23 protein-coding genes are annotated in these 24,721 nt (G+C 75.9%); 9 read left to right on the top strand and 14 right to left on the bottom strand.

Annotated features, from left to right (window positions below):
• Positions 1-87: 87 nt before the first annotated feature.
• Positions 88-1,539, bottom strand: coding sequence for a tRNA (N6-isopentenyl adenosine(37)-C2)-methylthiotransferase MiaB (gene miaB / locus ACI8AK_RS21275; RefSeq protein WP_456957902.1), 1,452 nt, complete (start codon positions 1,537-1,539; stop codon positions 88-90).
• A 112-nt stretch (positions 1,540-1,651) separates the two neighbouring features.
• On the opposite strand from miaB, the gene ACI8AK_RS21280 reads away from it, so the two are divergent.
• From ACI8AK_RS21280 to ACI8AK_RS21300, 5 genes are all read left to right on the top strand, one after another.
• Positions 1,652-2,407: an amino acid ABC transporter ATP-binding protein gene (locus tag ACI8AK_RS21280; RefSeq protein WP_456957904.1), complete on the top strand. Its 756-nt coding sequence runs from the start codon at positions 1,652-1,654 to the stop codon at positions 2,405-2,407.
• A 20-nt stretch (positions 2,408-2,427) separates the two neighbouring features.
• A complete protein-coding gene (locus ACI8AK_RS21285; RefSeq protein WP_387993660.1) occupies positions 2,428-3,321 on the top strand; it encodes a glutamate ABC transporter substrate-binding protein in 894 nt (297 codons plus the stop codon).
• An 85-nt stretch (positions 3,322-3,406) separates the two neighbouring features.
• Positions 3,407-4,057: an amino acid ABC transporter permease gene (locus tag ACI8AK_RS21290; protein WP_456949360.1), complete on the top strand. Its 651-nt coding sequence runs from the start codon at positions 3,407-3,409 to the stop codon at positions 4,055-4,057.
• Positions 4,054-4,947: an amino acid ABC transporter permease gene (locus tag ACI8AK_RS21295; RefSeq protein ID WP_456904205.1), complete on the top strand. Its 894-nt coding sequence runs from the start codon at positions 4,054-4,056 to the stop codon at positions 4,945-4,947. Before ACI8AK_RS21290 ends, ACI8AK_RS21295 begins: the two co-directional genes overlap by 4 nt.
• 110 nt (positions 4,948-5,057) lie before the next feature.
• A complete protein-coding gene (locus ACI8AK_RS21300) occupies positions 5,058-5,585 on the top strand; it encodes a hypothetical protein (RefSeq protein WP_456949359.1) in 528 nt (175 codons plus the stop codon).
• Positions 5,586-5,666: 81 nt separating this feature from the next.
• On the opposite strand, the gene ACI8AK_RS21305 is transcribed toward ACI8AK_RS21300, so the two are convergent.
• The 11 genes from ACI8AK_RS21305 to ACI8AK_RS21355 form a co-directional block, all read right to left on the bottom strand.
• Entirely contained in the window at positions 5,667-6,170 is a 504-nt protein-coding gene (locus ACI8AK_RS21305) for a regulatory protein RecX (protein WP_456957906.1), read from the bottom strand.
• Between the two features lie 239 nt (positions 6,171-6,409).
• Positions 6,410-7,441 carry a recombinase RecA gene (gene recA / locus ACI8AK_RS21310; RefSeq protein WP_387993673.1) on the bottom strand — a complete coding sequence of 344 codons (1,032 nt, stop codon included), beginning with the start codon at positions 7,439-7,441 and terminating at the stop codon, positions 6,410-6,412.
• A 194-nt stretch (positions 7,442-7,635) separates the two neighbouring features.
• Positions 7,636-8,283 carry a response regulator gene (locus ACI8AK_RS21315; RefSeq protein ID WP_387993676.1) on the bottom strand — a complete coding sequence of 216 codons (648 nt, stop codon included), beginning with the start codon at positions 8,281-8,283 and terminating at the stop codon, positions 7,636-7,638.
• Positions 8,280-9,464: a sensor histidine kinase gene (locus ACI8AK_RS21320; RefSeq protein ID WP_456949357.1), complete on the bottom strand. Its 1,185-nt coding sequence runs from the start codon at positions 9,462-9,464 to the stop codon at positions 8,280-8,282. Before ACI8AK_RS21320 ends, ACI8AK_RS21315 begins: the two co-directional genes overlap by 4 nt.
• A gap of 38 nt (positions 9,465-9,502) precedes the next feature.
• On the bottom strand, positions 9,503-10,417 hold the full coding sequence (locus ACI8AK_RS21325) for a hypothetical protein (protein ID WP_456957908.1): 915 nt from the start codon (positions 10,415-10,417) through the stop codon (positions 9,503-9,505).
• Entirely contained in the window at positions 10,414-11,337 is a 924-nt protein-coding gene (locus ACI8AK_RS21330) for an ATP-binding cassette domain-containing protein (RefSeq protein ID WP_456904017.1), read from the bottom strand. The genes ACI8AK_RS21325 and ACI8AK_RS21330 overlap by 4 nt, the downstream gene beginning before the upstream one ends.
• A gap of 96 nt (positions 11,338-11,433) precedes the next feature.
• On the bottom strand, positions 11,434-11,628 hold the full coding sequence (locus ACI8AK_RS21335) for a DUF3046 domain-containing protein (RefSeq protein ID WP_387993686.1): 195 nt from the start codon (positions 11,626-11,628) through the stop codon (positions 11,434-11,436).
• Between the two features lie 10 nt (positions 11,629-11,638).
• Entirely contained in the window at positions 11,639-12,280 is a 642-nt protein-coding gene (locus ACI8AK_RS21340; protein WP_387993689.1) for a hypothetical protein, read from the bottom strand.
• Entirely contained in the window at positions 12,277-12,738 is a 462-nt protein-coding gene (locus ACI8AK_RS21345; protein WP_387993691.1) for a MarR family winged helix-turn-helix transcriptional regulator, read from the bottom strand. The genes ACI8AK_RS21340 and ACI8AK_RS21345 overlap by 4 nt, the downstream gene beginning before the upstream one ends.
• A gap of 181 nt (positions 12,739-12,919) precedes the next feature.
• Positions 12,920-14,170, bottom strand: coding sequence for an MFS transporter (locus tag ACI8AK_RS21350; RefSeq protein ID WP_456957910.1), 1,251 nt, complete (start codon positions 14,168-14,170; stop codon positions 12,920-12,922).
• Positions 14,167-15,312, bottom strand: a complete 1,146-nt coding sequence (locus tag ACI8AK_RS21355; protein ID WP_456957912.1) for an acyl-CoA dehydrogenase family protein — start codon at positions 15,310-15,312, stop codon at positions 14,167-14,169. The genes ACI8AK_RS21350 and ACI8AK_RS21355 overlap by 4 nt, the downstream gene beginning before the upstream one ends.
• Positions 15,313-15,415: 103 nt before the next feature.
• Between ACI8AK_RS21355 and ACI8AK_RS21360 the strand changes: the two genes are divergently transcribed.
• Together ACI8AK_RS21360 and ACI8AK_RS21365 are read left to right on the top strand one after the other, a co-directional pair.
• A complete protein-coding gene (locus ACI8AK_RS21360; protein WP_387993699.1) occupies positions 15,416-20,032 on the top strand; it encodes an ATP-dependent helicase in 4,617 nt (1,538 codons plus the stop codon).
• Positions 20,033-20,101: 69 nt separating this feature from the next.
• Positions 20,102-20,956, top strand: a complete 855-nt coding sequence (locus tag ACI8AK_RS21365) for a cold shock domain-containing protein (protein WP_456949349.1) — start codon at positions 20,102-20,104, stop codon at positions 20,954-20,956.
• A 73-nt stretch (positions 20,957-21,029) separates the two neighbouring features.
• On the opposite strand, the gene ACI8AK_RS21370 is transcribed toward ACI8AK_RS21365, so the two are convergent.
• Positions 21,030-21,614 (bottom strand): antibiotic biosynthesis monooxygenase, encoded by a 585-nt coding sequence (locus tag ACI8AK_RS21370; RefSeq protein WP_456957914.1) that lies wholly within the window; start codon positions 21,612-21,614, stop codon positions 21,030-21,032.
• 159 nt (positions 21,615-21,773) lie between these two features.
• Between ACI8AK_RS21370 and ACI8AK_RS21375 the strand changes: the two genes are divergently transcribed.
• Positions 21,774-22,628 carry a DNA-formamidopyrimidine glycosylase family protein gene (locus ACI8AK_RS21375; RefSeq protein ID WP_387993704.1) on the top strand — a complete coding sequence of 285 codons (855 nt, stop codon included), beginning with the start codon at positions 21,774-21,776 and terminating at the stop codon, positions 22,626-22,628.
• 51 nt (positions 22,629-22,679) lie between these two features.
• Here the strand turns inward: ACI8AK_RS21375 and ACI8AK_RS21380 are convergent, their stop codons facing one another.
• On the bottom strand, positions 22,680-23,510 hold the full coding sequence (locus tag ACI8AK_RS21380; protein ID WP_387993706.1) for a PspA/IM30 family protein: 831 nt from the start codon (positions 23,508-23,510) through the stop codon (positions 22,680-22,682).
• Positions 23,511-23,705: 195 nt separating this feature from the next.
• Between ACI8AK_RS21380 and ACI8AK_RS21385 the strand changes: the two genes are divergently transcribed.
• Positions 23,706-24,716, top strand: coding sequence for a PfkB family carbohydrate kinase (locus ACI8AK_RS21385; protein WP_387993708.1), 1,011 nt, complete (start codon positions 23,706-23,708; stop codon positions 24,714-24,716).
• The last annotated feature ends 5 nt before the right edge of the window (positions 24,717-24,721 follow it).

Raw genomic sequence — 24,721 nt, forward strand, 5'->3', positions numbered from 1 at the left:
GGGGGCGGCGGCGCGGCGTACCACCCGCGGCACGCGGGCCCCCCCCGGTTGGGCCGCGCCGGGGGATCGGGGCGGCCCCCTCCCGTGTCAGGCGGGTGCGCCGATGCGCGGCATGCCGAGCAGCACGCCGGGCGTGGTCGGGCGGGTTCCGGCCTCGTGCGCGTCGCCGGCGCGGGTGCGGCGGTGCGACAGCAGCGGGCCGTCGGCGACCAGGTGGTGCGGCGCGGCCGCGGTGACGACGGTCTCGACGACGTCGCCGGGTCGCACGCCCTCGCCGCCGGCGAAGTGCACCAGCCGCCCGTCGCGGGCGCGGCCGCTCATCCGGCCGGTGCGGGCGTCCTTGCTGCCCTCCCCCGCGGCGGCCAGCAGCTCCACCGTGCGGCCGACCTGCGCACGGTTCTCCGCCCAGCTGACCTCGTCCTGCAGCGCGGTCAGCCGCAGGTAGCGCTCCTGCACGACCTCCTTGGGCAGCTGGCCGTCCATCGTGGCGGCCGGCGTCCCGGGACGCTTGGAGTACTGGAAGGTGAACGCGCTCGCGAAGCGGGCCCGCCGCACCACCTCGAGGGTCTGCTCGAAGTCGGCCTCGGTCTCGCCGGGGAACCCGACGATGACGTCCGTGGTGATCGCGGCGTCCGGCATGGCGGCGCGGACCCGGTCGATGATCCCGAGGTAGCGGTCCTGCCGGTAGCCGCGGCGCATGCGGCGCAGCACGTCGTCGGACCCCGACTGCAGCGGCATGTGCAGCTGGTGGCACACCGCCGGCGTCTCGGCCATCGCCTCGATGACGTCGTCGGTGAACTCCCGCGGGTGCGGGCTGGTGAACCGGAGCCGCTCCAGGCCCTCGATCCGGCCGGCGGCGCGCAGCAGGTCGGCGAACGCGCCCCGGTCCCGGAACTCGACGCCGTAGGCGTTGACGTTCTGCCCGAGCAGGGTCACCTCGAGCACGCCCTGGTCGACCAGCGCCTGCACCTCGGCCAGGATCTCGCCCGGCCGGCGGTCCTTCTCCTTGCCGCGCAGCGCCGGGACGATGCAGAACGTGCAGGTGTTGTTGCAGCCGACGCTGATCGACACCCACCCGGAGTAGGCGGAGTCCCGCTTGGCCGGCAGCGTCGAGGGGAAGACCTCGAGCGCCTCGGCGATCTCCACCTGCGCCTCGGCGTTGTGCCGGGCCCGCTCCAGCAGCGCCGGCAGCGACCCGACGTTGTGCGTCCCGAAGACGACGTCGACCCACGGCGCCCGCTGCACGATCTCGCCGCGGTCCTTCTGCGCCAGGCACCCACCGACGGCGATCTGCATGCCCGGGTGCGCGTCCTTCACCGGGCGCAGGTGGCCGAGGTTGCCGTAGAGGCGGTTGTCGGCGTTCTCCCGCACGGCGCAGGTGTTGAGCACGACGACGTCCGCGTCCTCGCCCTCGGGCGCCGCCGCGTAGCCGGCGGCCTCCAGCAGCCCGGACAGCCGCTCGGAGTCGTGCACGTTCATCTGGCACCCGTAGGTGCGCACCCGGTAGGTGCGCGGCGGGCTGGCGACCTCGGTTCCCATGACGCCTGCGAGGGTACGGCGCGACACCGGTCACACGGCGTCACCGCCTTCGTTACTCGACCGTGACGCCCCCGGGACGTCGGCACCTGCTCACGGCCCTAGGGTTCCGGACGTGACCAGCCAGCTCGCCGGAGGACCTCTCGTCCAGCTGACCGGCGTCAACAAGTGGTTCGGTGACCTGCACGTCCTGCAGGACATCGACCTCTCGATCGACCGCGGCGAGGTCGTCGTGGTCATCGGGCCGTCCGGGTCGGGCAAGTCGACGCTGTGCCGCGCGATCAACCGGCTGGAGGCCATCCAGCAGGGCGAGATCCGCATCGACGGCGAGAAGCTGCCCGAGGAGGGCAAGGCGCTCGCCCGGCTGCGCAGCGACGTCGGGATGGTCTTCCAGAGCTTCAACCTCTTCGCCCACAAGACGATCCTCGAGAACGTCACCCTCGCCCCGACGCGCGTGCGCCGGATGCCGAAGGCCGACGCCGAGCGGCGGGCGCGCGAGCTGCTCGACCGGGTCGGCGTCGGGCACCAGGCCGACAAGTACCCCGCCCAGCTGTCGGGCGGCCAGCAGCAGCGCGTGGCCATCGCCCGCGCGCTGGCCATGGACCCCAAGGTCATCCTCTTCGACGAGCCGACGTCGGCCCTCGACCCCGAGATGATCAACGAGGTCCTCGACGTCATGACCTCGCTGGCCCGCGAGGGCATGACGATGGTCGTCGTCACCCACGAGATGGGCTTCGCCCGCCGGGCGGCCAACCGGGTGGTGTTCATGGACGGCGGCCGGATCGTCGAGTCCGCCGACCCGGAGACCTTCTTCACCAGGCCGCGCTCGGAGCGGGCCCGCGACTTCCTGTCCAAGATCCTCAACCACTGACCCACCCGGGAGGACACCCCATGCGCAGCACCCGACGGCTCGCGGCCCTGGCCACCCTCGGCCTGGCGCTGGCCGCCTGCTCCAGCGAGGCGGGCACCCAGGCCGAGGAGTCGGCCGAGAACACCGCCGAGGTCCAGGAGGACGTCGAGTTCGAGGCCGGCACGACGATGGCCGAGCTCAACGAGGCCGGTGCCATCACCATCGGCACCAAGTTCGACCAGCCCGGCTTCGGCCTGCTCAACCCGCAGACCGGGGACCCCGAGGGCTTCGACGTCGAGATCGCCAAGATCGTCGCGGCCGAACTGGGCATCCCGGAGGACGGCATCACCTGGACCGAGACGGTGTCGGCCAACCGGGAGCCGTTCATCCAGAACGGCCAGGTCGACATGGTCGTGGCCACCTACACGATCAACGACGCCCGCAAGCAGGTCGTGGACTTCGCCGGGCCGTACTACATCGCGGGCCAGGACATCATGGTCGCCGAGGGCAACCCCGAGGGCATCGAGGGCCCCGACGACCTGGCCGGGAAGACCGTGTGCTCGGTCGAGGGCTCGACGCCCGCGCAGAACATCCGGGACAACTACCCGCAGGCCCAGCTGGTCACCTACGACGTCTACTCCAAGTGCGCCGACGACCTGCGCAACGGCAACGTGCAGGCGGTGACGACGGACAACGTCATCCTCACCGGCCTGGTCGCCGGCAGCGACGGCGCCTTCGAGCTGGTGGGCAACCCGTTCACCGAGGAGCCCTACGGCATCGGGCTCGAGCTCGGCGACACGGACTTCCGCAACTTCATCAACGACGTCCTCGAGGAGTCCTTCGAGGACGGCCGCTGGGCCGACGCGTGGGACCGCACCGCCGGCTCCATCACCGGCGAGGAGGCCCCCGAGCCGCCGACGGTCGACCGGTACTGATCCCACTCGACCCGGACGGACGCGACGCCGCCGGGCGGGCTCCCGCCCGGCGGCGTCGCCCCGTCCCCGACCTCCCGAGGGCGCGGTGCAGTTCCTCAGCGACAACTCCGACCTGTTGTGGAGCGCGTTCCTGACGACGCTCTCCCTCGCCGTCGTCAGCGGCGTGTGCGCCCTGGTGCTCGGCACCGTGCTCGCGGGCATGCGGGTGAGCCCCGTCCCGCCGCTGCGCGGGCTGGCGACCTTCTACGTCGAGGTCTTCCGCAACACCCCGCTGACGGTGGTGTTCTTCTTCCTCGCCTTCGGCATCGTGCAGATCGACCTGCAGTTCCCGAGCCGGTTCATCACCGCCGTCGCCGCGCTGTCGCTCTACACCGCCGCGTTCGTCTGCGAGGCGCTGCGCTCGGGCATCAACGCCGTCCCGCCGGGGCAGGCGGAGGCCGCCCGCGCGCTGGGCCTGACCTTCGGCCAGTCGCTGCGCCAGGTGGTGCTCCCCCAGGCCTTCCGCACCGTGGTGCCGCCGCTGGGCAACGTGTGGATCGCGCTGGCGAAGAACACCTCGATCGCCGCCGGCTTCGCGGTGACGGACCTGACCGCCGCCCTGCAGCGGCTGGCCAACACCAACGCCGACCAGCTGCTCGCCGTGTTCGCCGCGGTCGTCGCCGGCTACCTGGTCATCACACTGCCCTCCGCCTGGCTGATCCGGGTGGTCGAGACCCGGGTGGCGATCGTCCGATGAGCAGCACCGTCCTGTTCGACCTGCCCGGCCCGCAGGCCCGCCGCCGCCAGCGGATCGGCACCGTCGTCGGCGCGCTGGTCATCGCGGCCCTCGTCGGGTGGGCACTGTGGCGCCTGGGCGTCAACGGCCAGCTCGAGCCCGACCGCTGGGCCATCCTGTTCGACCCGGCGTCCGGGGTGCCGCAGGCGCTGTGGGAGGGCCTGGTCAACACCCTCGCCGCGGCGGCCGTCGGCATGGTGCTGGCCACCCTGCTCGGCGCGCTGCTCGCCGTGGGGCGGCTGTCCGACCACGCCTGGGTGCGGGCCCCGGTCGGTGTGGTGATCGAGTTCTTCCGCGCCGTGCCGCTGCTGATCCTGATCCTGTTCTGCCTGCTGTTCCTGCCGACCGTCGGCGTCCCGATGACCGCGTTCCGCGCGCTGGTCCTCGGCCTGACGCTCTACAACATGGCCGTGCTGGCCGAGATCTTCCGCGCCGGCATCCTGTCGGTGGACCGCGGGCAGCGGGAGGCGGCCTTCGCCCTCGGCATGCGCAAGACGCAGGTCATGACCCTGGTCCTGCTGCCCCAGGCGGTGCGGCGGATGCTGCCGGTGCTGGTGGCCCAGCTGGTGGTGCTGCTCAAGGACTCGTCGCTGGGCTTCATCGTCGGCTACGTCGAGCTGCTGCGGACCGCCCGGAGCCTGGTGGAGTTCTTCGCCTTCTCCTTCGGCAACACCTACACGTTCCAGCTGTACGTGGCCGCCGCGGTGATCTACATCGTGGTCAACGTGCTGCTGTCCTGGCTGGCCAGGTACGTGGAGAAGCGCACCCGGCGGAACACGAAGGCGGCCGCGGCCAAGGACGTCGAGCTGCCCGCCGACGTGCAGATGGGCGGGGGCGGCGGGCCGGTCTGACCCGGGGGCCGCGGGACACGGAACGGTCACGCGGCGTCCCGTCCGCCCCGCCGCGCACCCCGGGCCCGTCGGTGGTCAGCCCGCGCGGCGGGGCTGCCGAGAGGGGACCCGTGGACACCGCTCTCCGCCCCGCCGTGCCGCCGCTGCCCTCGGTGGTGCGCCTGCCCGAGGGACAGGTCGACGTCGCCCAGGACTTCGTGACCCGCCTGCGCGCGGCCGCCGTGCAGTTCGCCGTCGCCGCCGGTGCCCAGACCGCCGTGGTCCGCGAGGCCGTGCCGCCGGCCCGGCACCGGCGGGCCCGCTGCCGGGTGGTGCTGCGCGCCGCCGACGGCAGCGAGCGCGACCTGACCTTCCTCGGCCCGGTCAGCCGGCCGGCCGTGCTGCCCGACCGCACGTTCGAGCAGCAGATCCAGCAGTGGCTGGCCGCCCGGGTGGGCGACGAGGGCGAGTGGCTGGTGGCCGACGACGAGGCGCCCGACGGCGTCGCCGTGGACCTCACCGCGTGGACCGGCCGGCCCGCGGCGGCCGGCCTGCCGACCCAGGCGATGCCGCTGCAGAGGGCCCAGGCGGTCCCGGGGCCCGCGCACGCGCCGGCGACCGCGGCGGTGCCCGCCGTCGCCACCCCGCTCGCGGGCTGACCCCACTCCGGACGGACAGCGGCCGGTCGCCCCGAGGGCGGCCGGCCGCTGGCGTTCCGTGGACGGACGGGGACGGGCCCGTCAGAGGTCGGCGTCGTCCCAGCCCGCGGAGTCCTCGTCGGGGTCGGTGCCGAAGCCGGTCTCGTCCATGACCTCGCGCACCACGCCCGCGGCCAGGCCGCCGTTGTAGCCCTTGCGCGCGAGCATCCCGACCAGCCGGCGGGTGGCGGTGACCCGGTCCACCCGGCGCAGCGCCGGGAGCCGGCGCTCCACCAGGTGGCGGGCGGCGGCCCGCTCGTCCTCCTCGTCGACCTGCGCGAGGGCCTGCTCGGCGTCCTCGCCGTCGACGCCCTTGGCGCGCAGCTCGGCGCGCAGCGCCCGCCGGGCCAGGCCGCGGCCGGCCTGCCGGGAGCTCACCCACGCGCGGGCGAAGGCGGCGTCGTCGATGAGCCCGACGTCGCCGAACCGGTCGAGGACCGCGGTCGCGGCCTCCTCCGGGACGCCGCGGCGCTCGAGCAGGTCGGCCAGCTGCCGGCGGGTCCTGGCCGCGCCGGTCAGGGCCCGCAGGCAGATGGCCCGGGCCACCGACTCCGGGTCCCCCGGGTCGTCGGCGTCGCGGTCCCAGGGGACGGGTGCGGTCCCCGCACCGGCGGCGGCCGGGCCGTCCGGGTCAGGGGACGGCCCGGACCGCCGCCGCCCGCGCCCACCCCGGCCCGGGGAGCCCGGCTGGCGGGCTCCCCGGGCGCGGCGGCCTGCGGGGCGATCGGCCTGCTCGGGCCCGGCCTCCTCGGGGGCCGGGCCGGACCAGCCGGTCACGAGGTCGCTCAGAAGTCGACCGGGTCAGCGGCCGGGGCGTCGACCTGCGGGCCGATGCCCAGCTTCTCCTTGACCTTCTTCTCGATCTCGTCGGCGAGGTCGGGGTTGTCGCGGAGGAACGTGCGGACGTTCTCCTTGCCCTGGCCGAGCTGGTCGCCCTCGTACGTGTACCAGGCACCGGACTTGCGGATGAAGCCCTGCTCGACGCCGGCGTCGATGAGGCCGCCCTCGCGGCTGAACCCGACGCCCCACAGCAGGTCGAGCTCGGCCTGCTTGAACGGCGCGGCGACCTTGTTCTTGACGACCTTGACGCGGACCCGGCTGCCGACGGCCTCGGTGCCCTGCTTGAGGGTCTCGATCCGGCGGACGTCCAGGCGGACCGACGAGTAGAACTTCAGCGCGCGGCCACCGGTGGTCACCTCGGGCGAGCCGTAGACGATGCCGACCTTCTCGCGCAGCTGGTTGATGAAGATCGCGGTGGTGCCCGAGTTGTTCAGCGCACCGGTGATCTTCCGCAGCGCCTGGCTCATGAGGCGGGCCTGCAGGCCGACGTGGCTGTCACCCATCTCGCCCTCGATCTCGGCGCGGGGCACGAGGGCCGCCACGGAGTCGATGACGATGATGTCGAGCGCGCCGGAGCGGATCAGCATGTCGGCGATCTCGAGGGCCTGCTCACCGGTGTCGGGCTGGCTGACCAGCAGCGCGTCGGTGTCGACGCCGATGGCCCGGGCGTACTCCGGGTCGAGCGCGTGCTCGGCGTCGATGAAGGCCGCGATGCCGCCGGCGGCCTGGGCGTTGGCCACCGCGTGCAGGGCGACCGTGGTCTTGCCGGAGGCCTCCGGGCCGTAGACCTCGATGATGCGGCCGCGGGGCAGGCCGCCGATGCCGAGCGCGATGTCGAGGGCGATCGAGCCGGTCGGGATGACCTTGATCGCCTGCGCGGTGCTGTCGCCCAGGCGCATGACCGAGCCCTTGCCGAACTGCTTGTCGATCTGGGCGAGGGCCATGTCGAGGGCCTTGTCGCGGTCGAGCGTTGCCATGGTGCTCACCTTCGGGAAGTCGCGTGTCGTGGAGTCGATGCGGTGTCGGAGGGGAACGCTAGGCCGGGGGTCTGACACTTTCCGGTGACCGACTCGACCTGTGGAGGGACGACCTCCCTGTGGACCCACCCGTCACTGTAGGGCGAACACGTGTTCGAGTCGAGCACCACGGACGGGCGCCGACCGGTGTCGGGTCAGACCAGCCCGCGGGTGTGTGCGAACACCGCCGCCTGGGTGCGGTCGCGCACCTCCAGCTTGCCCAGGATCCGGGCGACGTGGGTCTTCACGGTCAGCTCCGACAGCACCAGTGCCTCGGCGATCTCGGCGTTGGACTCCCCGCGGGCCACCGCGCGCAGGACCTCGAGCTCCCGCTCGGTGAGCAGCGCGACCCGGGGGTCGGGCGGCGTCCCGCCGGGCAGCCGGTGGGCGAGGGTCTCCAGCAGCCGGCGGGTCACCCGGGGGGAGACCACCGCGTCCCCGGCGGCGACGGCGCGGACGGCGCGCAGCAGCTCGGTCGGCTCGGCGTTCTTGAGCAGGAACGCGCTGGCGCCGGCCCGCAGCGCCGCGAACGCGTGCTCGTCGAGGTCGAAGGTGGTGAGCACGAGGACCCGGCTGGGCAGGTCCTCGGCCACGATGCGGCGGGTCGCCTCGACGCCGTCGACACCGGGCATCCGCACGTCCATGACGACGACGTCGGGGCGCAGCTCGCGGGCCAGGGCGACCGCCCCGGCGCCGTCGCCCGCCTGGCCGACGACGGTGAGGTCCTCCTGCGACTCCAGCACCATCGACAGGCCGACGCGGACCAGCGGCTCGTCGTCGACGAGGAGGACCCGTGTGGTCACGGGGCCGCCACCGGGGACCCGTCCCCTGCAGCGCGCACCGCCGACAGCGGGAGGACCGCCGCGACCCGCCAGCCGCCCCCGGGCAGCGGCCCGGCGGTGACCGACCCGTCCCACGCCGCCACGCGCTCGCGCATGCCCACCAGGCCGTGGCCGCCCCGGCCGGGGACTGCTGCGGCGGGCGCGCCGTCGTCGACGACCTCGACGGTCAGCTCGGCCGGGTGCCAGTCCAGGCGCACCGTGGCCGACCGGGCGCCGCGGGCGTGGCGCAGCACGTTGGTCAGCGCCTCCTGCACCAGCCGGTGGACCGCGAGCTGGGCCCCGGCGGTGAGCGGGACCGGGTCCCCGGTGACGGTGAGCGCCGTGGGCAGGCCGGCGGCGCGCACCTGCTCGACGACGGTGCCGACGTCGGCCAGCCCGGGGGCCGGCGTCAGCTCCGCCCGGTCCCCGTCGGTGCGCAGCACGCCCACGAGGCGGTGCATCTCGGCGAGCGCCGCCCGGCCGGTGGCGGCGATCTGCGCCACGGCCGCGCGGGCCTGGTCGGTGCCGGGCGCGAAAGCGGCGCCGTCGGCCAGCGCCGTCATGACCGACAGGTTGTGGGCCACGACGTCGTGCAGGTCGCGGGCGATCCGCGCGCGCTCCTCGACGACGGCGATGCGGGCCTGCGCGTCCCGCTCCCGCTCGGCGCGCTCGGCGCGGTCCTCCAGGGCCTGCAGATAGGCCCGGCGCGTGCGCCGGCTGCGGCCGACGACGGCGGCGGTCACGGTGACCGCCGAGAGCGGGACGACGGCGGCGCCGTCCGGGCGGCCGGCCAGCGCGGCGACCCCCACGGCCAGGGGGACCAGCAGGCAGGTCCCGACGGCGGCGGCGACGCGTACCGGCTCACACCGGTCGGCGACCCAGACCAGCAGCCACCACACGACGACGCCGGCCGGCAGCAGCGCGCGGGGCTCCGGACCGTGCGAGGCCCACCAGCCGAGCACCAGCGTCACGCCGGCGACGAGCGCGGCGAACGGCGCCCGGGCACGGGCCAGCGCCAGCGCCCAGAGCAGGAGGGAGACGGCGACCTCGGCGGGGGTCGGCCCACCGAAGCGGACGAGCGGGCCGACGGAGAGGAGGGCGCCGCCGACGACCGGGCCCACCGTCCGCACCACCGACCCGCCCGCCCCCCGCACCGGCTCCACGGGCGCCATCGTGCCGCCCCCGCGGCCGGGACGGGAGCTCACGCGTCCCGTCGGCGCACCGTCACCACCGCCGCCGCGAACAGCACCCCGAGGTAGCCGCAGAGGACCGCGAAGCCGGTCCACGGCGCGAGCTCGTCGGGTCCGGTGACGAGCTGCGCGACGCTGGACCCGGCCTGTCCGGGCAGCCACCGGACGACGTCGGGGCCCCAGCTCGAGGGCAGCAGGCTGCCGAGCACCGGCAGCAGGAAGACGACGGCGAACAGCGTGCCGATCGCGCCCCCGGTGGAGCGCAGCAGCCAGCCCAGACCGGAACCCAGCAGCCCGATCGCCGTCACGTACAGCGCGGCACCGAGGACGGTGCGCGCCACCCCGGCGTCGGTGAGGGACACCCCGGCGTCGCCCAGCACGGCCTGGCCGACGAGGAAGGCGGCCAGGGCGGCCAGGCACGTGGTCACCAGGGCCAGGGCGGCGAGCACGACGGCACGGGCCAGCAGCACCGGCCAGCGCTGCGGGACCGCGGCGAAGACGACCCGCACGGCGCCGCTGGTGTACTCGCCGGTGACCAGCAGGACGCCCAGCACCCCGACCACGAGCCCGGCGAGGTTGTGGCCGCCGAGGCTCAGGGCGACCGGGTCGGCCAGGTCCAGGCCGGGCGGGCCGCCCCGCCCCGCGGGTCCACCCGACTCCGCCGTCGCGGTGAACAGCAGGCCGAACAGGACCAGGGCGAGCGCGGCTCCGCCGAGCAACCACCAGGTGGTCCGCAGCGACCGGACGGCGACCCACTGCCCGGCGAGCAGGCCGCGCACGCCGCCCCCGGCCGGTCGGGGCGGAGCCGGGCCCACGAGGGGGCGGCGCGCGTCGAGGGTGCCGGTGCCCGCCGTGCCGGTGCTCGCCGTGCCGGTGCTCGCCGTGCCGGTGCTCGCCGTGCCGGTGCTCGCCGTGCCGGTGCTCATGCCAGGGCCTCCTGCCGGGCGTCCGTGCGGTACTCCTGGTCCTCGCGGGTCAGGTCCATGAACGCCTCCTCGAGGGAGGCCGACACGGGGGTCAGCTCGTGCAGCGTGATGCCGGCGCGGCCGGCCCGGTCGCCGATCTCGGCGGCCGAGAGCCCCTGCACCTCGATCAACCCGTGCTCGGGCGAGGAGAGGACGACGCCGTCGCCGGCCAGCAGCGGCGCGAGCGCGGCGGGGCGCGGGCTGCGGACCCGTACCGACGAGCCGCCGGCCCGCTGCAGGACGTCGGCGACCGGCTCGTCGGCCACCAGCCGACCCCGGCCGAGGACGACCAGGTGGTCGGCGGTCACCGCCATCTCGCTCATGAGGTGGGAGGAGACGAGCACGGTCCGCCCCTCGGCCGCCAGCTGCCGGGTGAGGGTGCGGATCCACAGCACCCCGTCGGGGTCCAGGCCGTTGACCGGCTCGTCGAGCACGACGGTGGCCGGGTCGCCGAGCAGCGCCGTCGCGACGCCGAGGCGCTGGCCCATGCCGAGCGAGAAGCCGCCGACCCGCCGGTCGGCGACCGACGCCAGGCCGGCGAGGTCGAGGACGACGTCGACCCGCGACCGCGGCAGGCCGGCCGTGGCCGCGAGGAGGCGCAGGTGGTCGCGCGCGGTGCGCCCCGGGTGGGCGGAGCGGGCCTCGAGCAGGGCACCGACGGCGCGCAGCGGGGCCGGGAGGTCGGCGTAGCGGCGGCCGTCGACCCGCACGGTGCCGGCGGTCGGCCGGTCGAGGCCGACGACGACGCGCATCGTCGTCGACTTCCCGGCGCCGTTGGGGCCGAGGAAGCCGGTCACCCGGCCGGGGCGGATGGTCACGGTGAGGTCGTCGACGGCCGTGCGATCGCCGTAGCGCTTGGTCAGTCCGCGGATCTCGATCACGCCGCCGACGCTAGGGACGGCGGCGGCCCCGGCGCGTCGGCCGGCAGGAGGCACCCCGGCGCGGGCGGCTACTCCGCGCGGAGTACGCCGGCGGGCTCAGCGGTCCCGTGCGGGGACGTCGTACTCCTCGCAGATCGCCAGCCACACGCGGCGCACCGGCACCCCGGCCTCGATCGCCTCGACCGCCGAGCGGCCCCCGAGCACGGAGAACACGTGGTCGCGCGCGACGCTCTCCGCCCGCATCGACCCGAACTGGGTCTCCAGCCGGGACCAGAACTCCTGCAGGCGCACGTCCCCGACGCTAGCGCGCGTCCCCGCCGGCCGTGGCGGCCGCGTGGTCGGCGATCCCCGTCCGCAGCCGCCGGACCAGCGCCGCCGGGTCGTCGGCGGCCAGCCGCAGCTCGCTCACCGGGCGGCCGCCGGTGCGGGCGAGCGGCAGCACCAGCGGCGTCCGCAGCTCGACGTCGACCTGCGTGGAGGCGACGACGGCGACCGACACCGCGCGCCGCTCCCCCTCCTCCGCGACGACGACCGTGCGCGAGCCCTCGACGCTGCGCCGCCGCACGCGCGCGGCGGCGATCTCCTCCCACGGCACCCGGACGTCGACGGTCCAGCCGCTGCGCACCCGCAGCCCCGCGGCGTCGACGGTGTGCGGGTGCACGCGCTGCCCGGCGAGCATCCCGACCATCCACAGCAGCCCGTAGACGCCGAGGACCGCCACCGCGACGCGCAGCGACGGCCAGGGCAGCAGCCAGTCCACCAGCGGGATCTCGACCGCCGACAGCACGATGAACGTCCACATCACGGGCGCGGCCGCCGAGGCGTACGGGAAGGCGTCGGCGCCGGCCGGCACGTCGGGACGGCGGCGCACCCACCGCCACAGGCTGCGCCAGGTGCCGAGCTCGAAGGCCACCGCACGGCGCACCAGCTCGCGGGCGGTCACGGGGTCTCCCCCGCGGCCGCGCCTCCCGGGACCAGGGCGCGCAGCCGGTCGAGGACCTCGTCGAGGGCGGACACCAGCCCGTCGAGGCGGTCCGGCGTCAACCCGCCGAACAGCTGCTCCGCGAGCTGCGCCTGCCCCGCCGCCATCTCCTCCAGCAGCCGCTCGGCGCGGGCGGTGGGGGTCACCAGGGTGGCCCGCCGGTCGGTGGGGTGCGGTTCGCGGGTGACCAGCCCGGCCGCGGCCAGCCCGTCGACCAGCCCCGTGACGTTGCGGGCGCTGACCCCGAGCGCGTCGGCCAGCGCGCGCTGGGTGCTAGGGCCGGCCGAGCGCAGCCGCCACAGCAGCGTCGTGCGGGCGACGGTCAGCCCCTCGGCCGCCAGCGACGTCGCCATGTCCCGCCCGAGCAGGACGGTGACCTCCAGGACCCGGTCGAGTGCCGCGACCCGCGCCTCCACCATCGTGAACCCCCTACACCGTGAACCGCCTTCACGGTACAGGACGGCCTAGGCTGGAGGCGTGTTCCCCAGCACGGGCTCGGCGACGTGGGACGTCGTCCTCGAGATCGGCATCGCGGTCTGCCTGCTGATCACGCTGGTGATGCTGTGGCGCAACATGCGCGGCCACTGAGCAGCCGAGCGCTCAGCGCCGCAGCCAGACCAGCGCCAGCGGGACCACCAGCGCCGCGGACACCCCGGCGACCAGGCCGAAGCCGCCCAGCGCCAGCAGCGGGCCGCCGACGGCCCCGGCGACCGCCGCGCCCAAGCCCATGAGCAGGTCCGCGCCGCCCTGCGCGGTGGGCCGCACCTCCGCCGGCACCGCCTCGGTGACCAGCGTGGAGCCCGCGATCAGCCCGCACGACCAGCCCAGCCCGAGCAGCAGCAGGCCGACGCCCAGCCGGCCGGCGGCCTCCGGCGGCGCCGTCCCGGCCACGCCCGCGGCGGCGAGGAGCAGCGCACCGCCCAGCGCCACCGTCGCCCGCCGGCCCACCCGGTCGGCGAGCCAGCCGACGAGCGGGCTGAACAGGTACATGCCGGCCACGTGCACGCTGATGACCACGCCCACCAGCCGCAGCGTCGTCGCGTCGTCGTGCCCGCCGGCGTGACCCATGTGCACCGGCGTCATGACCATGACGCCGACCATCACCGCGTGGGAGACCACGACGGCGACCAGGCCGAGCCGGCCGCCGGGGTCGGCCCACACCGCGGCCAGCGCGCCCCGGGTGGCCCGCCGCGGGCGGCCGGGCGCCGGTCCGCCGTCGTCGGCGAGCCGGCGGGCCAGCAGCAGCGGGTCCGGGCGCAGGGCGAGCCACAGGCCGGCGGTGACGACGGCGAACACGGCGGCGGACACGGCGAAGCCGCCTCCGAGCGCGGGCAGGCCCAGCGCGCGCCCGAGGTCGGCGCCGGGCGCGGCGAGGTTGGGGCCGAGGACCGAGCCGACCGTGGTCGCCCAGACGACCAGCGACAGCGCGCGGCCGCGCCGCTCGGGGACGGCGAGGTCGGCCGCGGCGTAGCGCGCCTGCAGGCTGCACGCGGTCGCCGCGCCGAAGGCGAACAGCCCGGCGAGCAGCAGCGGCAGCGAGGACAGCGCCGCGGCGACGACGGTGACCACCGCGCCGCCCACGGCGACGGCGTACCCGGCGGCCAGCCCCGCCCGCCGCCCGGCCCGGTCGGACACCCGGGCGAGCGGGACGGCGAGCACCGCGGCGCCGAACACGCCCATCGTCTGCCCGAGCCCCGCGGCGGCGTCGCTGCCGGACACCTCCCGCGCGAGCAGCCCGCCGACGGTGATCCCGACGGTGACGCCGAGGCCGCCGAGCGCGACCGCGCCGGAGAGGACGGCGACGCTGCGCCGCTGCACCCGGCCGACGTCGACGGCCGCCTGCGTCGTCACAGCCCCAGCGACCGGCCGATGATCTCGCGCATGATCTCGTTGGTGCCGCCGTAGATCGACTGCACCCGGGCGTCGCGCCAGGCCTTGGACACCGGGTACTCGTCCATGTAGCCGTAGCCGCCGTGCAGCTGCAGGCAGCGGTCGGCGACCTTGTTCTGCAGCTCGCTGGTCCAGTACTTGGCCATCGCCGCGTCGACGGCGGTCAGCTCGCCGGTGCCCAGCTGCCGCACGCACTCGTCGACGAACGTCCGCGCGACCGTCGTCTCGGTGTGCAGCTCGGCGAGGACGAACCGGCTGTTCTGGAAGCTGCCGACCGGCCGGCCGAAGGCGGTCCGGCTGGTCACGTACTCGAGGGTCCGGGCGAGCACCGTCTCGCAGGCGGCCACCGCACCCACGGCGATCGACAGCCGCTCCTGCGGCAGGTTCTCCATGAGGTGGGCGAAGCCGCGGTTCTCCGTGCCGAGCAGGTTCTCCGCCGGCACCCGCACCTCGTCGAAGAACAGCTCGGCGGTGTCCTGCGCCTTGAGGCCGACCTTGTCGAGGTTGCGGCCGCGGGTGAACCCGGGCATGTCCCGCTCGACGACGAGCAGGCTGGTGCCCTTGGCGCCGGGGGCGTCGGGGTCGGTGCGCGCCACCACGATCACCAGGTCGGCGTTGATGCCGTTGGTGATGAAGGTCTTGGCGCCGCTGAGCACCCAGGAGTCGCCGTCGCGGCGGGCCGTGGTGCGGATCGACTGCAGGTCGCTGCCGGTGCCCGGCTCGGTCATCGCGATCGCGGTGATCAGCTCACCGCGGCAGAAGCCGGGCAGCCAGCGCTGCGCCTGCTCCTCGGTGCACAGGTCGCGCAGGTAGGGCGAGACGACGTCGTTGTGCAGGCCGAAGCCCAGGCCGCTGGCGCCGACCCGGGTGACCTCCTCGTCGAGGACGGCGTTGTAGCGGAAGTCCCGCACCCCGCCGCCGCCGAACCGCTCCTCGATGTCCATCCCGAGCAGGCCCTGCTCACCGCCGGCGAGCCACACGTCGCGCGGGACGATCCCCTCGCGCTCCCACCGGTCGTGGAACGGCGCGACGTTCTTCTCCAGGAACGTGCGGACCGTCTGCCGGAAGTCCTCGTGCTCGGCCTCGTGGAGCGAGTGGCGCATGGCGGGCAGTGTGCCGCACGCCACCCCGGCCCGGGCGCACGCCGTCCGCTCCGGGCGTCGGCGCAGGCCAGCGGACTGTCGTACCCGCGGGGACACTGGACACGTGCCCGCTCTCGACCGGTTCTCCGCGCCCACCCGGGCCTGGTTCACCGGCGCCTTCGCCGAGCCCACGGCGGCCCAGGACGGCGCCTGGGACGCCATCAGCAGCGGCGAGCACGCGCTCGTCGTCGCCCCCACCGGGTCCGGGAAGACGCTGGCGGCCTTCCTCTGGTCGCTGGACCGGCTGACCAGCACGCCGCCGGCCGACGAGAGCCGCCGCTGCCGCGTCCTCTACGTCTCGCCGCTCAAGGCGCTGGCCGTCGACGTCGAGCGCAACCTGCGCGCCCCGCTGGCCGGCATCGGGCAGGCGGCCATGCGGCTGGGCCTGCCGCGCCCGGAGATCACCGTCGGCATCCGCTCCGGCGACACCCCGGCCGACGAGCGGCGGGCCTTCACCCGGCGGCCCACCGACATCCTCATCACCACGCCCGAGTCGCTGTTCCTCATGCTCACCAGCTCGGCGCGGGAGGCGCTGCGCGGGGTGGAGACGGTGATCGTCGACGAGGTGCACGCCGTCGCCGACAGCAAGCGCGGGGCGCACATGGCCGTCTCGCTCGACCGGCTCGACGAGCTGCTGGACCGCCCCGCGCAGCGGATCGGCCTGTCGGCCACGGTGCGCCCCATCGAGGAGGTCGCCACCTTCCTCGCCGGCGGCCGGCCGGTGCGGGTGGTGCAGCCGCCGGCGGGCAAGGAGTGGGACCTGTCGGTGGTCGTCCCGGTCGAGGACATGAGCCAGCTGGGGCAGCCCACCGGCGAGCTGGAGGGGTCGGCGGCCGGGGACCAGCCGCGGACGTCGATCTGGCCGGCGGTCGAGGAACGGGTGCTCGACCTGGTCGAGGCGCACCGCAGCACGATCGTGTTCGCCAACTCCCGGCGGCTGGCCGAGCGGCTCACCAGCCGGCTCAACGAGATGGCCTACGAGCGGGCCACCGGTGAGGCCGTCCCGCCCGGCACCAACGCCGCGGCGCTCATGGCGCAGGCCGGCTCCGGCGGCGGCGTGCCCGAGGGCGTGCAGCCGGTCGCCGCGGCCCACCACGGCTCGGTGTCGCGGGAGCAGCGGGCGATCGTCGAGGAGGCGCTGAAGTCCGGGCGGCTGCCGGCGGTGGTCGCGACGTCGTCGCTCGAGCTCGGCATCGACATGGGCTCGGTCGACCTCGTCGTCCAGGTGGAGGCGCCGCCCACCGTGGCCGCGGGCCTGCAGCGGGTCGGCCGCGCCGGGCACCAGGTCGGCGCGGTCAGCCGCGGCGTGCTGTTCCCCAAGTTCCGCGGCGACCTGGTGCAGTGCGCGCTGGTCGCCGAGCGGATGAAGGCCGGCGCGATCGAGTCGATCCGCTACCTGCGCAACCCGCTCGACGTGCTGGCCCAGCAGATCGTGGCGATCGTGTCCGAGGGCCCGCGCACGGTCGAGGAGGTCGGTGCGCTGCTGCGCCGGTCGGCGCCGTTCTCCGGCCTGCCCGACTCCGCGCTGCACGCCGTCCTCGACATGCTGGCCGGCCGCTACCCCTCCGACGCGTTCGCCGAGCTGCGGCCGCGGCTGACCTGGGACCGGGTCACCGACACCCTGACCGCCCGCAGCGGCGCCCAGCGGCTGGCGGTCACCAGCGGCGGCACCATCCCCGACCGCGGGCTGTTCGGCGTCTTCCTCGTCGGCGGTGAGGGGTCCGGCGGGCGCCGGGTCGGCGAGCTCGACGAGGAGATGGTCTACGAGTCGCGGGTCGGCGACGTGTTCCTGCTCGGCTCGTCGTCGTGGCGGATCGAGGAGATCACCCACGACCGGGTGCTCGTCTCCCCCGCGCCCGGCCAGCCCGGGAAGATGCCGTTCTGGCACGGCGACGCCCCCGGCCGGCCGCTGGAGCTGGGCCGGGCGCTCGGCGCGTTCCTCCGCGAGGTCGGGTCGGCGACGCCGGACAGGGGCCGGGAGCGGGCGCAGGCCGCGGGCCTGGACGACTGGGGCGCGGCCAACCTGCTCGCCTACCTCGCGGAGCAGAAGGCGGCCACCGGCCACCTCCCCGACGACCGCACGCTGCTGGTCGAGCGGTTCCGCGACGAGCTCGGCGACTGGCGGCTGGTCGTCCACTCCCCCTTCGGCGCGCAGGTCAACGCCCCGTGGGCGTTGGTGCTCGCCGCCCGGCTGCGTGAGCGCTACGGCGTCGACGTCGCCTCCATGCACTCCGACGACGGCATCGTGCTGCGGCTGCCCGACACCACCGGCGAGCCGCCCGAGGCCGACCTCGCCGTCCTCGACCCCGACGACGTCGAGCGCGAGGTGACCGCCGAGGTCGGCAGCTCCGCGCTGTTCGCCAGCCGCTTCCGCGAGTGCGCCGCCCGCGCGCTGCTGCTGCCCCGCCGCGACCCGCGCCGCCGCACGCCGCTGTGGCAGCAGCGCCAGCGCGCCGCCCAGCTGCTCAGCGTGGCCGGCGACTTCTCGTCCTTCCCCATCACGCTCGAGGCCGCCCGCGAGGTGCTGCAGGACGTCTACGACGTGCCGGGACTGGTCGAGCTGATGCGCGACGTCCGCTCCCGGCGGGTGCGGGTGGTCGACGTGCAGACGCAGGCCGCGAGCCCGTTCGCGCAGTCGCTGCTGTTCGGCTACGTCGGGCAGTTCCTCTACGAGGGCGACGCCCCGCTGGCCGAGCGCCGCGCGCAGGCGCTGGCGCTGGACACCGGCCTGCTCGCCGAGCTGCTCGGCCGCTCCGAGCTGCGCGAGCTGCTCGACGCCGAGGCGCTGGCCGAGGTGGAGCGCGAGCTGCAGCGGCTGCCCGCCGAGCGGCACCCCCGCGACGTCGACGGCGCCTCCGACCTGCTCCGGGGCCTGGGCGACCTCACCCCCGCCGAGGCGGCGCTGCGCGGCGTCCCCGCGGAGTGGCTGGAGGAGCTGGTGGCCTCGCGGCGGGCGATCGTCGTGCGGATCGCCGGCGAGGAGCGGCACGTCGCCATCGAGGACGCCGGCCGGCTGCGCGACGCGCTGGGCACCGCGCTGCCCGTGGGCGTGCCCGAGGCGTTCACCGAGCCGGTCGCCGACCCGCTGGGCGACATCGTCGGCCGCTACGCCCGCACCCACGGCCCGTTCCAGCCGGCCGAGGTCGCCGCGCGGCTCGGGCTGGGCGTCGCCGTCGTCACCGCCACCCTGCAGCGGCTGGTCGGCACCGGCCGGCTGGTCACCGGGGAGTTCCGGCCCGGCGGCACCGGGCAGGAGTGGTGCGACGCCGAGGTGCTGCGCTCGGTGCGCCGGCGCAGCCTGGCCAGGCTGCGCCAGGAGGTCGAGCCGGTGCCGATCGGCACGCTGGCCCGGTTCACGCCGGCCTGGCAGTCGGTGGGCAGCCGGATGCGCGGCGTCGACGGCGTCCTCGCGGTCGTCGAGCAGCTGGCCGGCGCGCTGGTGCCGGCGAGCGCGCTGGAGACGCTGGTGCTCCCGACCCGGGTGCGCGACTACTCCCCCGCGATGCTCGACGAGCTGACCAGCGCCGGCGAGGTGCTGTGGGCCGGCGCCGGCGGGCTGCCCGGCGGGGACGGCTGGATCAGCCTGGTGCCCGCCGACCTCGCCCCGCTGCTGCTGCCCGACACCGTCGAGTTGCCGGAGGAGGGCGGCGTCGGGTTCGCGGTCCTCGAGCAGCTGTCGGCCGGGCAGGCGGTGTTCTTCCGCGGCCTGTCCGACCTGGTCGGCTCCACCGACGACACCGCGCTCGCCGACGTCGTCTGGGACCTGGTGTGGGCCGGGCTGCTCACCAACGACACCCTCGCCCCGCTGCGCACGCGGCTGGCCGGCGGCGGCACGCACAAGCGGACGCCGGCACCGCCGCGCGCCCGCGTGGACCGTACCCGCTACGGCCGCACCCGGCTGGGCCGCCCGGCGATGCCCAGCCGCACCGGCCCGCCCACGGTCGCCGGCCGCTGGTCGCGGCTGCCCGACCGGGAGGCCAACGCCACCCGGCGCACCACCGCCCGGGCCGAGGCGCTGCTCGAGCGGCACGGCGTGCTGACCCGCGGCGCGGTCGTGGCCGAGCAGGTGCCCGGCGGGTTCTCCGCGGTCTACCCGGTGCTGCGCGCGTTCGAGGAGAACAACCGGGCGCGGCGCGGCTACTTCGTCGAGACCCTCGGCGCCGCGCAGTTCGGCACGGTCGGCGCGGTCGACCGGCTGCGCGCGTTCGCCGTCCCCGACCGCACGCCCGAGGGCGCGGTGGTGCTCGCGGCCACCGACCCGGCCAACGTCTACGGCGCCGCCCTCCCCTGGCCCGACCGCACCGGCTCCGCCGACGGCGAGTCCACGGGGTCGTCGGCAGCGCAGGTCGCCGTCGACGTCGGCGAGGGCACCGGCGGTGGGAAGCGGGCCACCGGGCACCGCGCCGGGCGCAAGGCGGGGGCGCTGGTGGTCCTCGTCGACGGCGAGCTGGTGCTCTACGTCGAGCGCGGCGGCAAGACGCTGCTGTCGTGGACCGAGGACGAGCAGACGCTCAAGGAGGCGGCCACCGCGCTGTCGGGCGCGGTCGCGGCGGGAGCGCTGGGCCGGATGGTGGTGCAGAAGGCCGACGGCGCCTCGGTGCACCAGGACACCCCGCTGTCGTCGGCGCTGCAGGCGGCCGGGTTCGCGGCCACCCCGCGCGGGCTGCGTCTCCGCGGCTGACGGGAGCCGGCCCGCCCCGGACGCGTACCGTGGACCGTCGCAGTACGTGAGGGATCGAGGGATACAGACATGGCAGCCGGCACGGTCCGCTGGTTCGACGCGGACAAGGGCTTCGGGTTCATCGAGCCCCAGGACGGCGGGGACGACGTCTTCGTCCACTTCTCGTCCATCGAGGACACCGGTGGCTTCCGGACCCTCGACGAGGGCCAGCCCGTCGAGTACGACGCCACCGAGGGGCCGCGCGGCCCGCAGGCCGAGCGGGTGCGCCCGACCGGCGGCGCCCCGCGCGGCGGCCGCCGCGACGACCGCGGTGGTCGGGACGACCGGGGACGGGACGACCGCGGCCGGGACGACCGGGGACGGGACGACCGCGGCCGGGACGACCGGGGGCGGGGCCGGGCTCCTCGCGGCATCGTCGTCCAGGGCACCGTGGCGCGCTTCGACGCCGACCGCGGCTTCGGGTTCATCGTCCCCGAGGACGTCTTCGTGCACGTCTCCGCGGTGACCCGCGGCGGCGACCTCGAGGAGGGCGACCGGGTCGAGTTCGAGCTGGTCGAGGGCAGCCGCGGCCTGCAGGCCGACTCCGTGCGGCTGCTGCCGTCGACCCCGCGCCGCGGCGGCTACGACCGCCCCGCGCCCCGCGACCGCCGGGACGACCGCGGTGGCCGGGACCAGCGGCCGGCCCGCGCCCCGCGCGGCGGGGACGCCGGCGGCGACGCCGAGGGCACCGTGCAGTGGTTCAACGCCGAGAAGGGCTTCGGCTTCATCACCCCCGACGACGGCGGCGACGACGTCTTCGTGCACTACTCCGAGATCGAGGACGACGGCGGCTACCGCGAGCTCGAGGAGGGCCAGCGGGTCGCGTTCACCCGCACCTCCGGCGCCCGCGGCACCAGCGCCAGCGGCGTCCGCCCGCTCGGCTAGGTCGACCGGTGGAGGCCGCCCGCTCCCCGCGGGCGGCCTCCACCAGCACCGACGCCCGGCTGCGCGACGGTCCTCAGCGGCGGCCGCGGAGCCAGGGGGCGAGCCAGCGCGACAGCCGCGGCATGACCACCTGGCCGAGCAGCACGACGACGACGGTCGCCGACAGCATCAGCCGCGCCGGCAGCGGCCAGGACGTGATGTGCGGGGCCACGAGCAGCTGGAAGGCGAGCGTGATGGCGAAGACCACGGCGATCGTCAGCACGGTGAGCCGCCAGCGCGGGCCCGGGCGCGGCGGGGTGAGCGCGGTGAAGAAGCTGTCCAGCCCGGCGACGCGGGCGTAGTCGGCGCCGTCGGCGAGGTGCTCGACCCGCTCGAGCGCCTGCTGCCGCTGCGCCGAGCGCTCCCAGCGGGCCAGCGACTCGCCGTCGGCGAAGCGGTAGACCAGGTGGTAGCGGGTGGAGCCCGGCCCGGGCCGCAGCAGGCTGGTGCCCAGGTTGCCCGGGAAGGCCGCGGCCCGGCCGAGGACGTCGTCGGCCCAGCGCTCGAACGCCTCGTGCTGGGCGGGCCGCACGTCACGGGCGACGGTCACGGTGACCGGCTCGCCGGCGGTCGTCAGGTGCGCGGGCGTGGAGCTGGCCGGGGCGGGACGTCGCTGCACGCGTGCTGCAGCGCCCGCACCCGGCGCGCCCTTCCCGCCGCCGGGGTGACGTCCCTCGCTGCCCAGCAGTCGGAGGCCCCTCTGCCCCCCCACCGCTCGCACGCTCGCGGCGGGCCCCTGCGGGGGGCCGAGGACACGGTCACCAGGGACACTGGGGAGGTGCCCGAGGGAGACACCGTCTGGCTGGCGGCCAAGCGCATGAACACCGCGCTGGCCGGCCAGACGCTGCGCCGTGGCGAGCTGCGGGTGCCGCAGCTGGCCGCCACCGACCTCAAGGGCCGCACGGTCCGCGAGGTGGTCCCCCGCGGCAAGCACATGCTCACCCGGTTCACCGACGGCTGGACCCTGCGCACCCACTACCGCATGGACGGCAGCTGGCACATCTACCGCAAGGGCGCGCGCTGGCACGGCGGGCCGGCGTTCTCCATCCGCGCGATCCTCGCGACCGACCGGTGGGACTGCGTCGGCTACCGGCTGCACGACGTCACGATGGTCCGCACCACCGACGAGGAGCAGGTCGTCGGCCACCTCGGCCCCGACGTCCTCGGGCCGGACTGGGACCTCGACGAGGCGCTGCGCCGGCTGCGGGCACACCCCGACGAGCAGATCGGCGTCGCGATCCTGGACCAGCGGAACCTGTGCGGGCCGGGGAACCTCTACAAGGTCGAGGGGCTGTTCGTCTGCGGCGTGCACCCGTGGATGCGGGTGGCCGACGTCGAGGACCTCCCCGGGCTCGTCGACCGGACCCGCACCCTGATGCTGGCCAACCGCGACCGCCCCGAGCAGAGCACCACCGGCGACCTGCGCCGCGGCCGCGACCACTGGGTGTACGGCCGCAAGGACAAGCCCTGCTACCGCTGCGGCACCCCGATCCTGCGCGGCGACCAGGGCCCGGACCTGCAGGAGCGGATCACCTACTGGTGCCCGACCTGCCAGGCCACCGACGCCCCCGTCGACCCGGCGGCCCGCACCGGCGAGCCCGGCCGCCCGCCGCCGCTGGCCAACGCCCACTAGGGACGCCGCGGGCCCGGCTCCCGGAGGAGCCGGGCCCGCGGCGGTCAGGACCTAGGCGTTCTCGGGGCGCTGGGCGGCCTGCTCGGTCTTCTCGAACGACGGCGACGCCGTCCCCGGGCCGATCGCCCCGGCCGCTCCGGTGCCGCCCTCGACGGCGGCCGGCCCACCCATCGCCGCGCGGATCTGCTCCAGCCGGGAGGCGCCGGCGACGTCGAGGGTCGCCTTCTGCACCTCGAGCATGCGGCCCTCGACGGAGGTCTGCGCGAGCTCGGCCTGGCCGAGCGCGTTGGCGTAGCGGGCCTCGATCTTGTCGCGGACCTCGGCCAGGCTCGGGGTGTTGCCCGGCGCGGACAGCTCGTTCACCTGGCGCATCGAGGCGGCCACGTGCTCCTGCATCTTGGCCTGCTCGAGCTGGCTCATGAGCTTGGTGCGCTCGGCCAGCGTCGTCTGCAGCCGCATGCGGCTCTGCTCGACCGCGCCGCGCGCCTGCTCGGCGGCCTGCAGCGCCTCGTCGTGGCTGCGCTTGAGGTCCTCCATCGCCTGCTCCGCGGCGACCAGCTGGGTGGCGAACGCCTGCGCGGCCTGCTCGTACTCGGCCGCCTTGGCCGCGTCCCCGCGCCCGCGGGACTGGTCGGCCAGCACCAGCGCCTGGCGGGCCGAGGCCTGCAGCTTCTCCACCTCGCCGAGCTGCCGGTTCAGCCGCATCTCGAGCTGCCGCTGGTTGCCGAGGACGGCGGCGGCCTGGTTGGCCAGCGCCTGGTGCCGCTGCTGCTCGGCCTCGATCGCCTGCTGGATCTGGATCTTCGGGTCCGCCCGCTGGTCGATCTGCGCGTTGGCCGACGCGGTCAGGTACCGCCAGAGCTTGACGATCGGGTTGGGCATGTTGGGCTCCTCCTGCTCCGGCGCGGTCCCGCGCCGCCTCCTGGCTCCCGCACCGCCGCGGTGCCACGGCGGTTCTCCCCGTCATCGTCCCAGCAGGACCGGTGTCCCGGCCAACAGGGACGTCCCCGGTCCCGGCCGGCGTCCCCCGTCCGGGGATCCCCGGAGGACCGGGCCGGACCGGGCTAGGGTCGGCTGATGGACAGCGCCGTCCCCACCCTCACCGTCCTCGGCGAGCTCGTCGTCGACCTGCTGCCGGTCCCGGACGCCGACGCCGGTCCCGAGGGCACCGCGCCGCAGTACGTGGCGCGGCCGGGGGGCAACGCGCTCAACGTGGCCGTCGCCGCGGGGCGGCTGGGCGCCCCCGTGGCGCTGCTGGCCCGCCTCGGCACCGGCCCGCTGGCCCCGGCGCTGCGGCGCCACGCGGAGCTGTCCGGCGTCGACACCCGCGGCATGGTGCCCGCGGCCGAGCCGGTGAGCCTCGCCGTCGTCGGGCTCGGTCCGGACGGGTCCGCCGACTACGGCTTCCACGTGCAGGGCGCCGCTGACTGGCAGTGGACCGACGAGGAGCTGGCCGCCGTCGTCCCGGAGGCGACGGCGGTGCTGCACGTCGGCTCCATCTCGAGCTGGACCCCGCCCGGGTGCGACGCGATCGCCCGGCTGGCCGAGCGGCTCACCGGCCGCGCGCTGGTCAGCGTCGACCCCAACCTGCGCCCGATGCTGGCAGGCGGGCCGGTCGGCGCCACGCTGGGCAACGACCCCGGCGCCGTCCGGGCCCGGCTCGACCGGCTGGTCGCCGTCGCCGACCTGGTCAAGGTCAGCGCCGAGGACCTCGGCTGGCTGGAGCCCGACGCCACCGCCGACCTCGACGCCACCGCGCAGCGGTGGGCCGGCCGCGGGCCGGCGCTGGTGCTGCTCACCGACGGCGGGGCGCCGCTGCGGATCGCCCGCCCGGGCCGGCCGCTGCTGCACCGGGAGCCGCCGCGGGTGACCGTCGCGGACACCGTCGGCGCCGGGGACACCCTCGCGGCCGGGTTCTTCGCCGGCCTGCTGGCCGCCGGGGTCACCTCCCGCGCGGCGCTGGAGGCGCTGTCCGACGACGACCTGCTGCGCCTGGTCGACGACGCCGCGCTGGCCGCCGCGCTCACCTGCACGCGGGTCGGCGCGGATCCGCCCACCGCCGCCGAGCTGGCCGCCGCCCGCGGCTGACGCCC

The sequence above is a fragment of the Geodermatophilus sp. SYSU D00867 genome, from assembly GCF_054050315.1.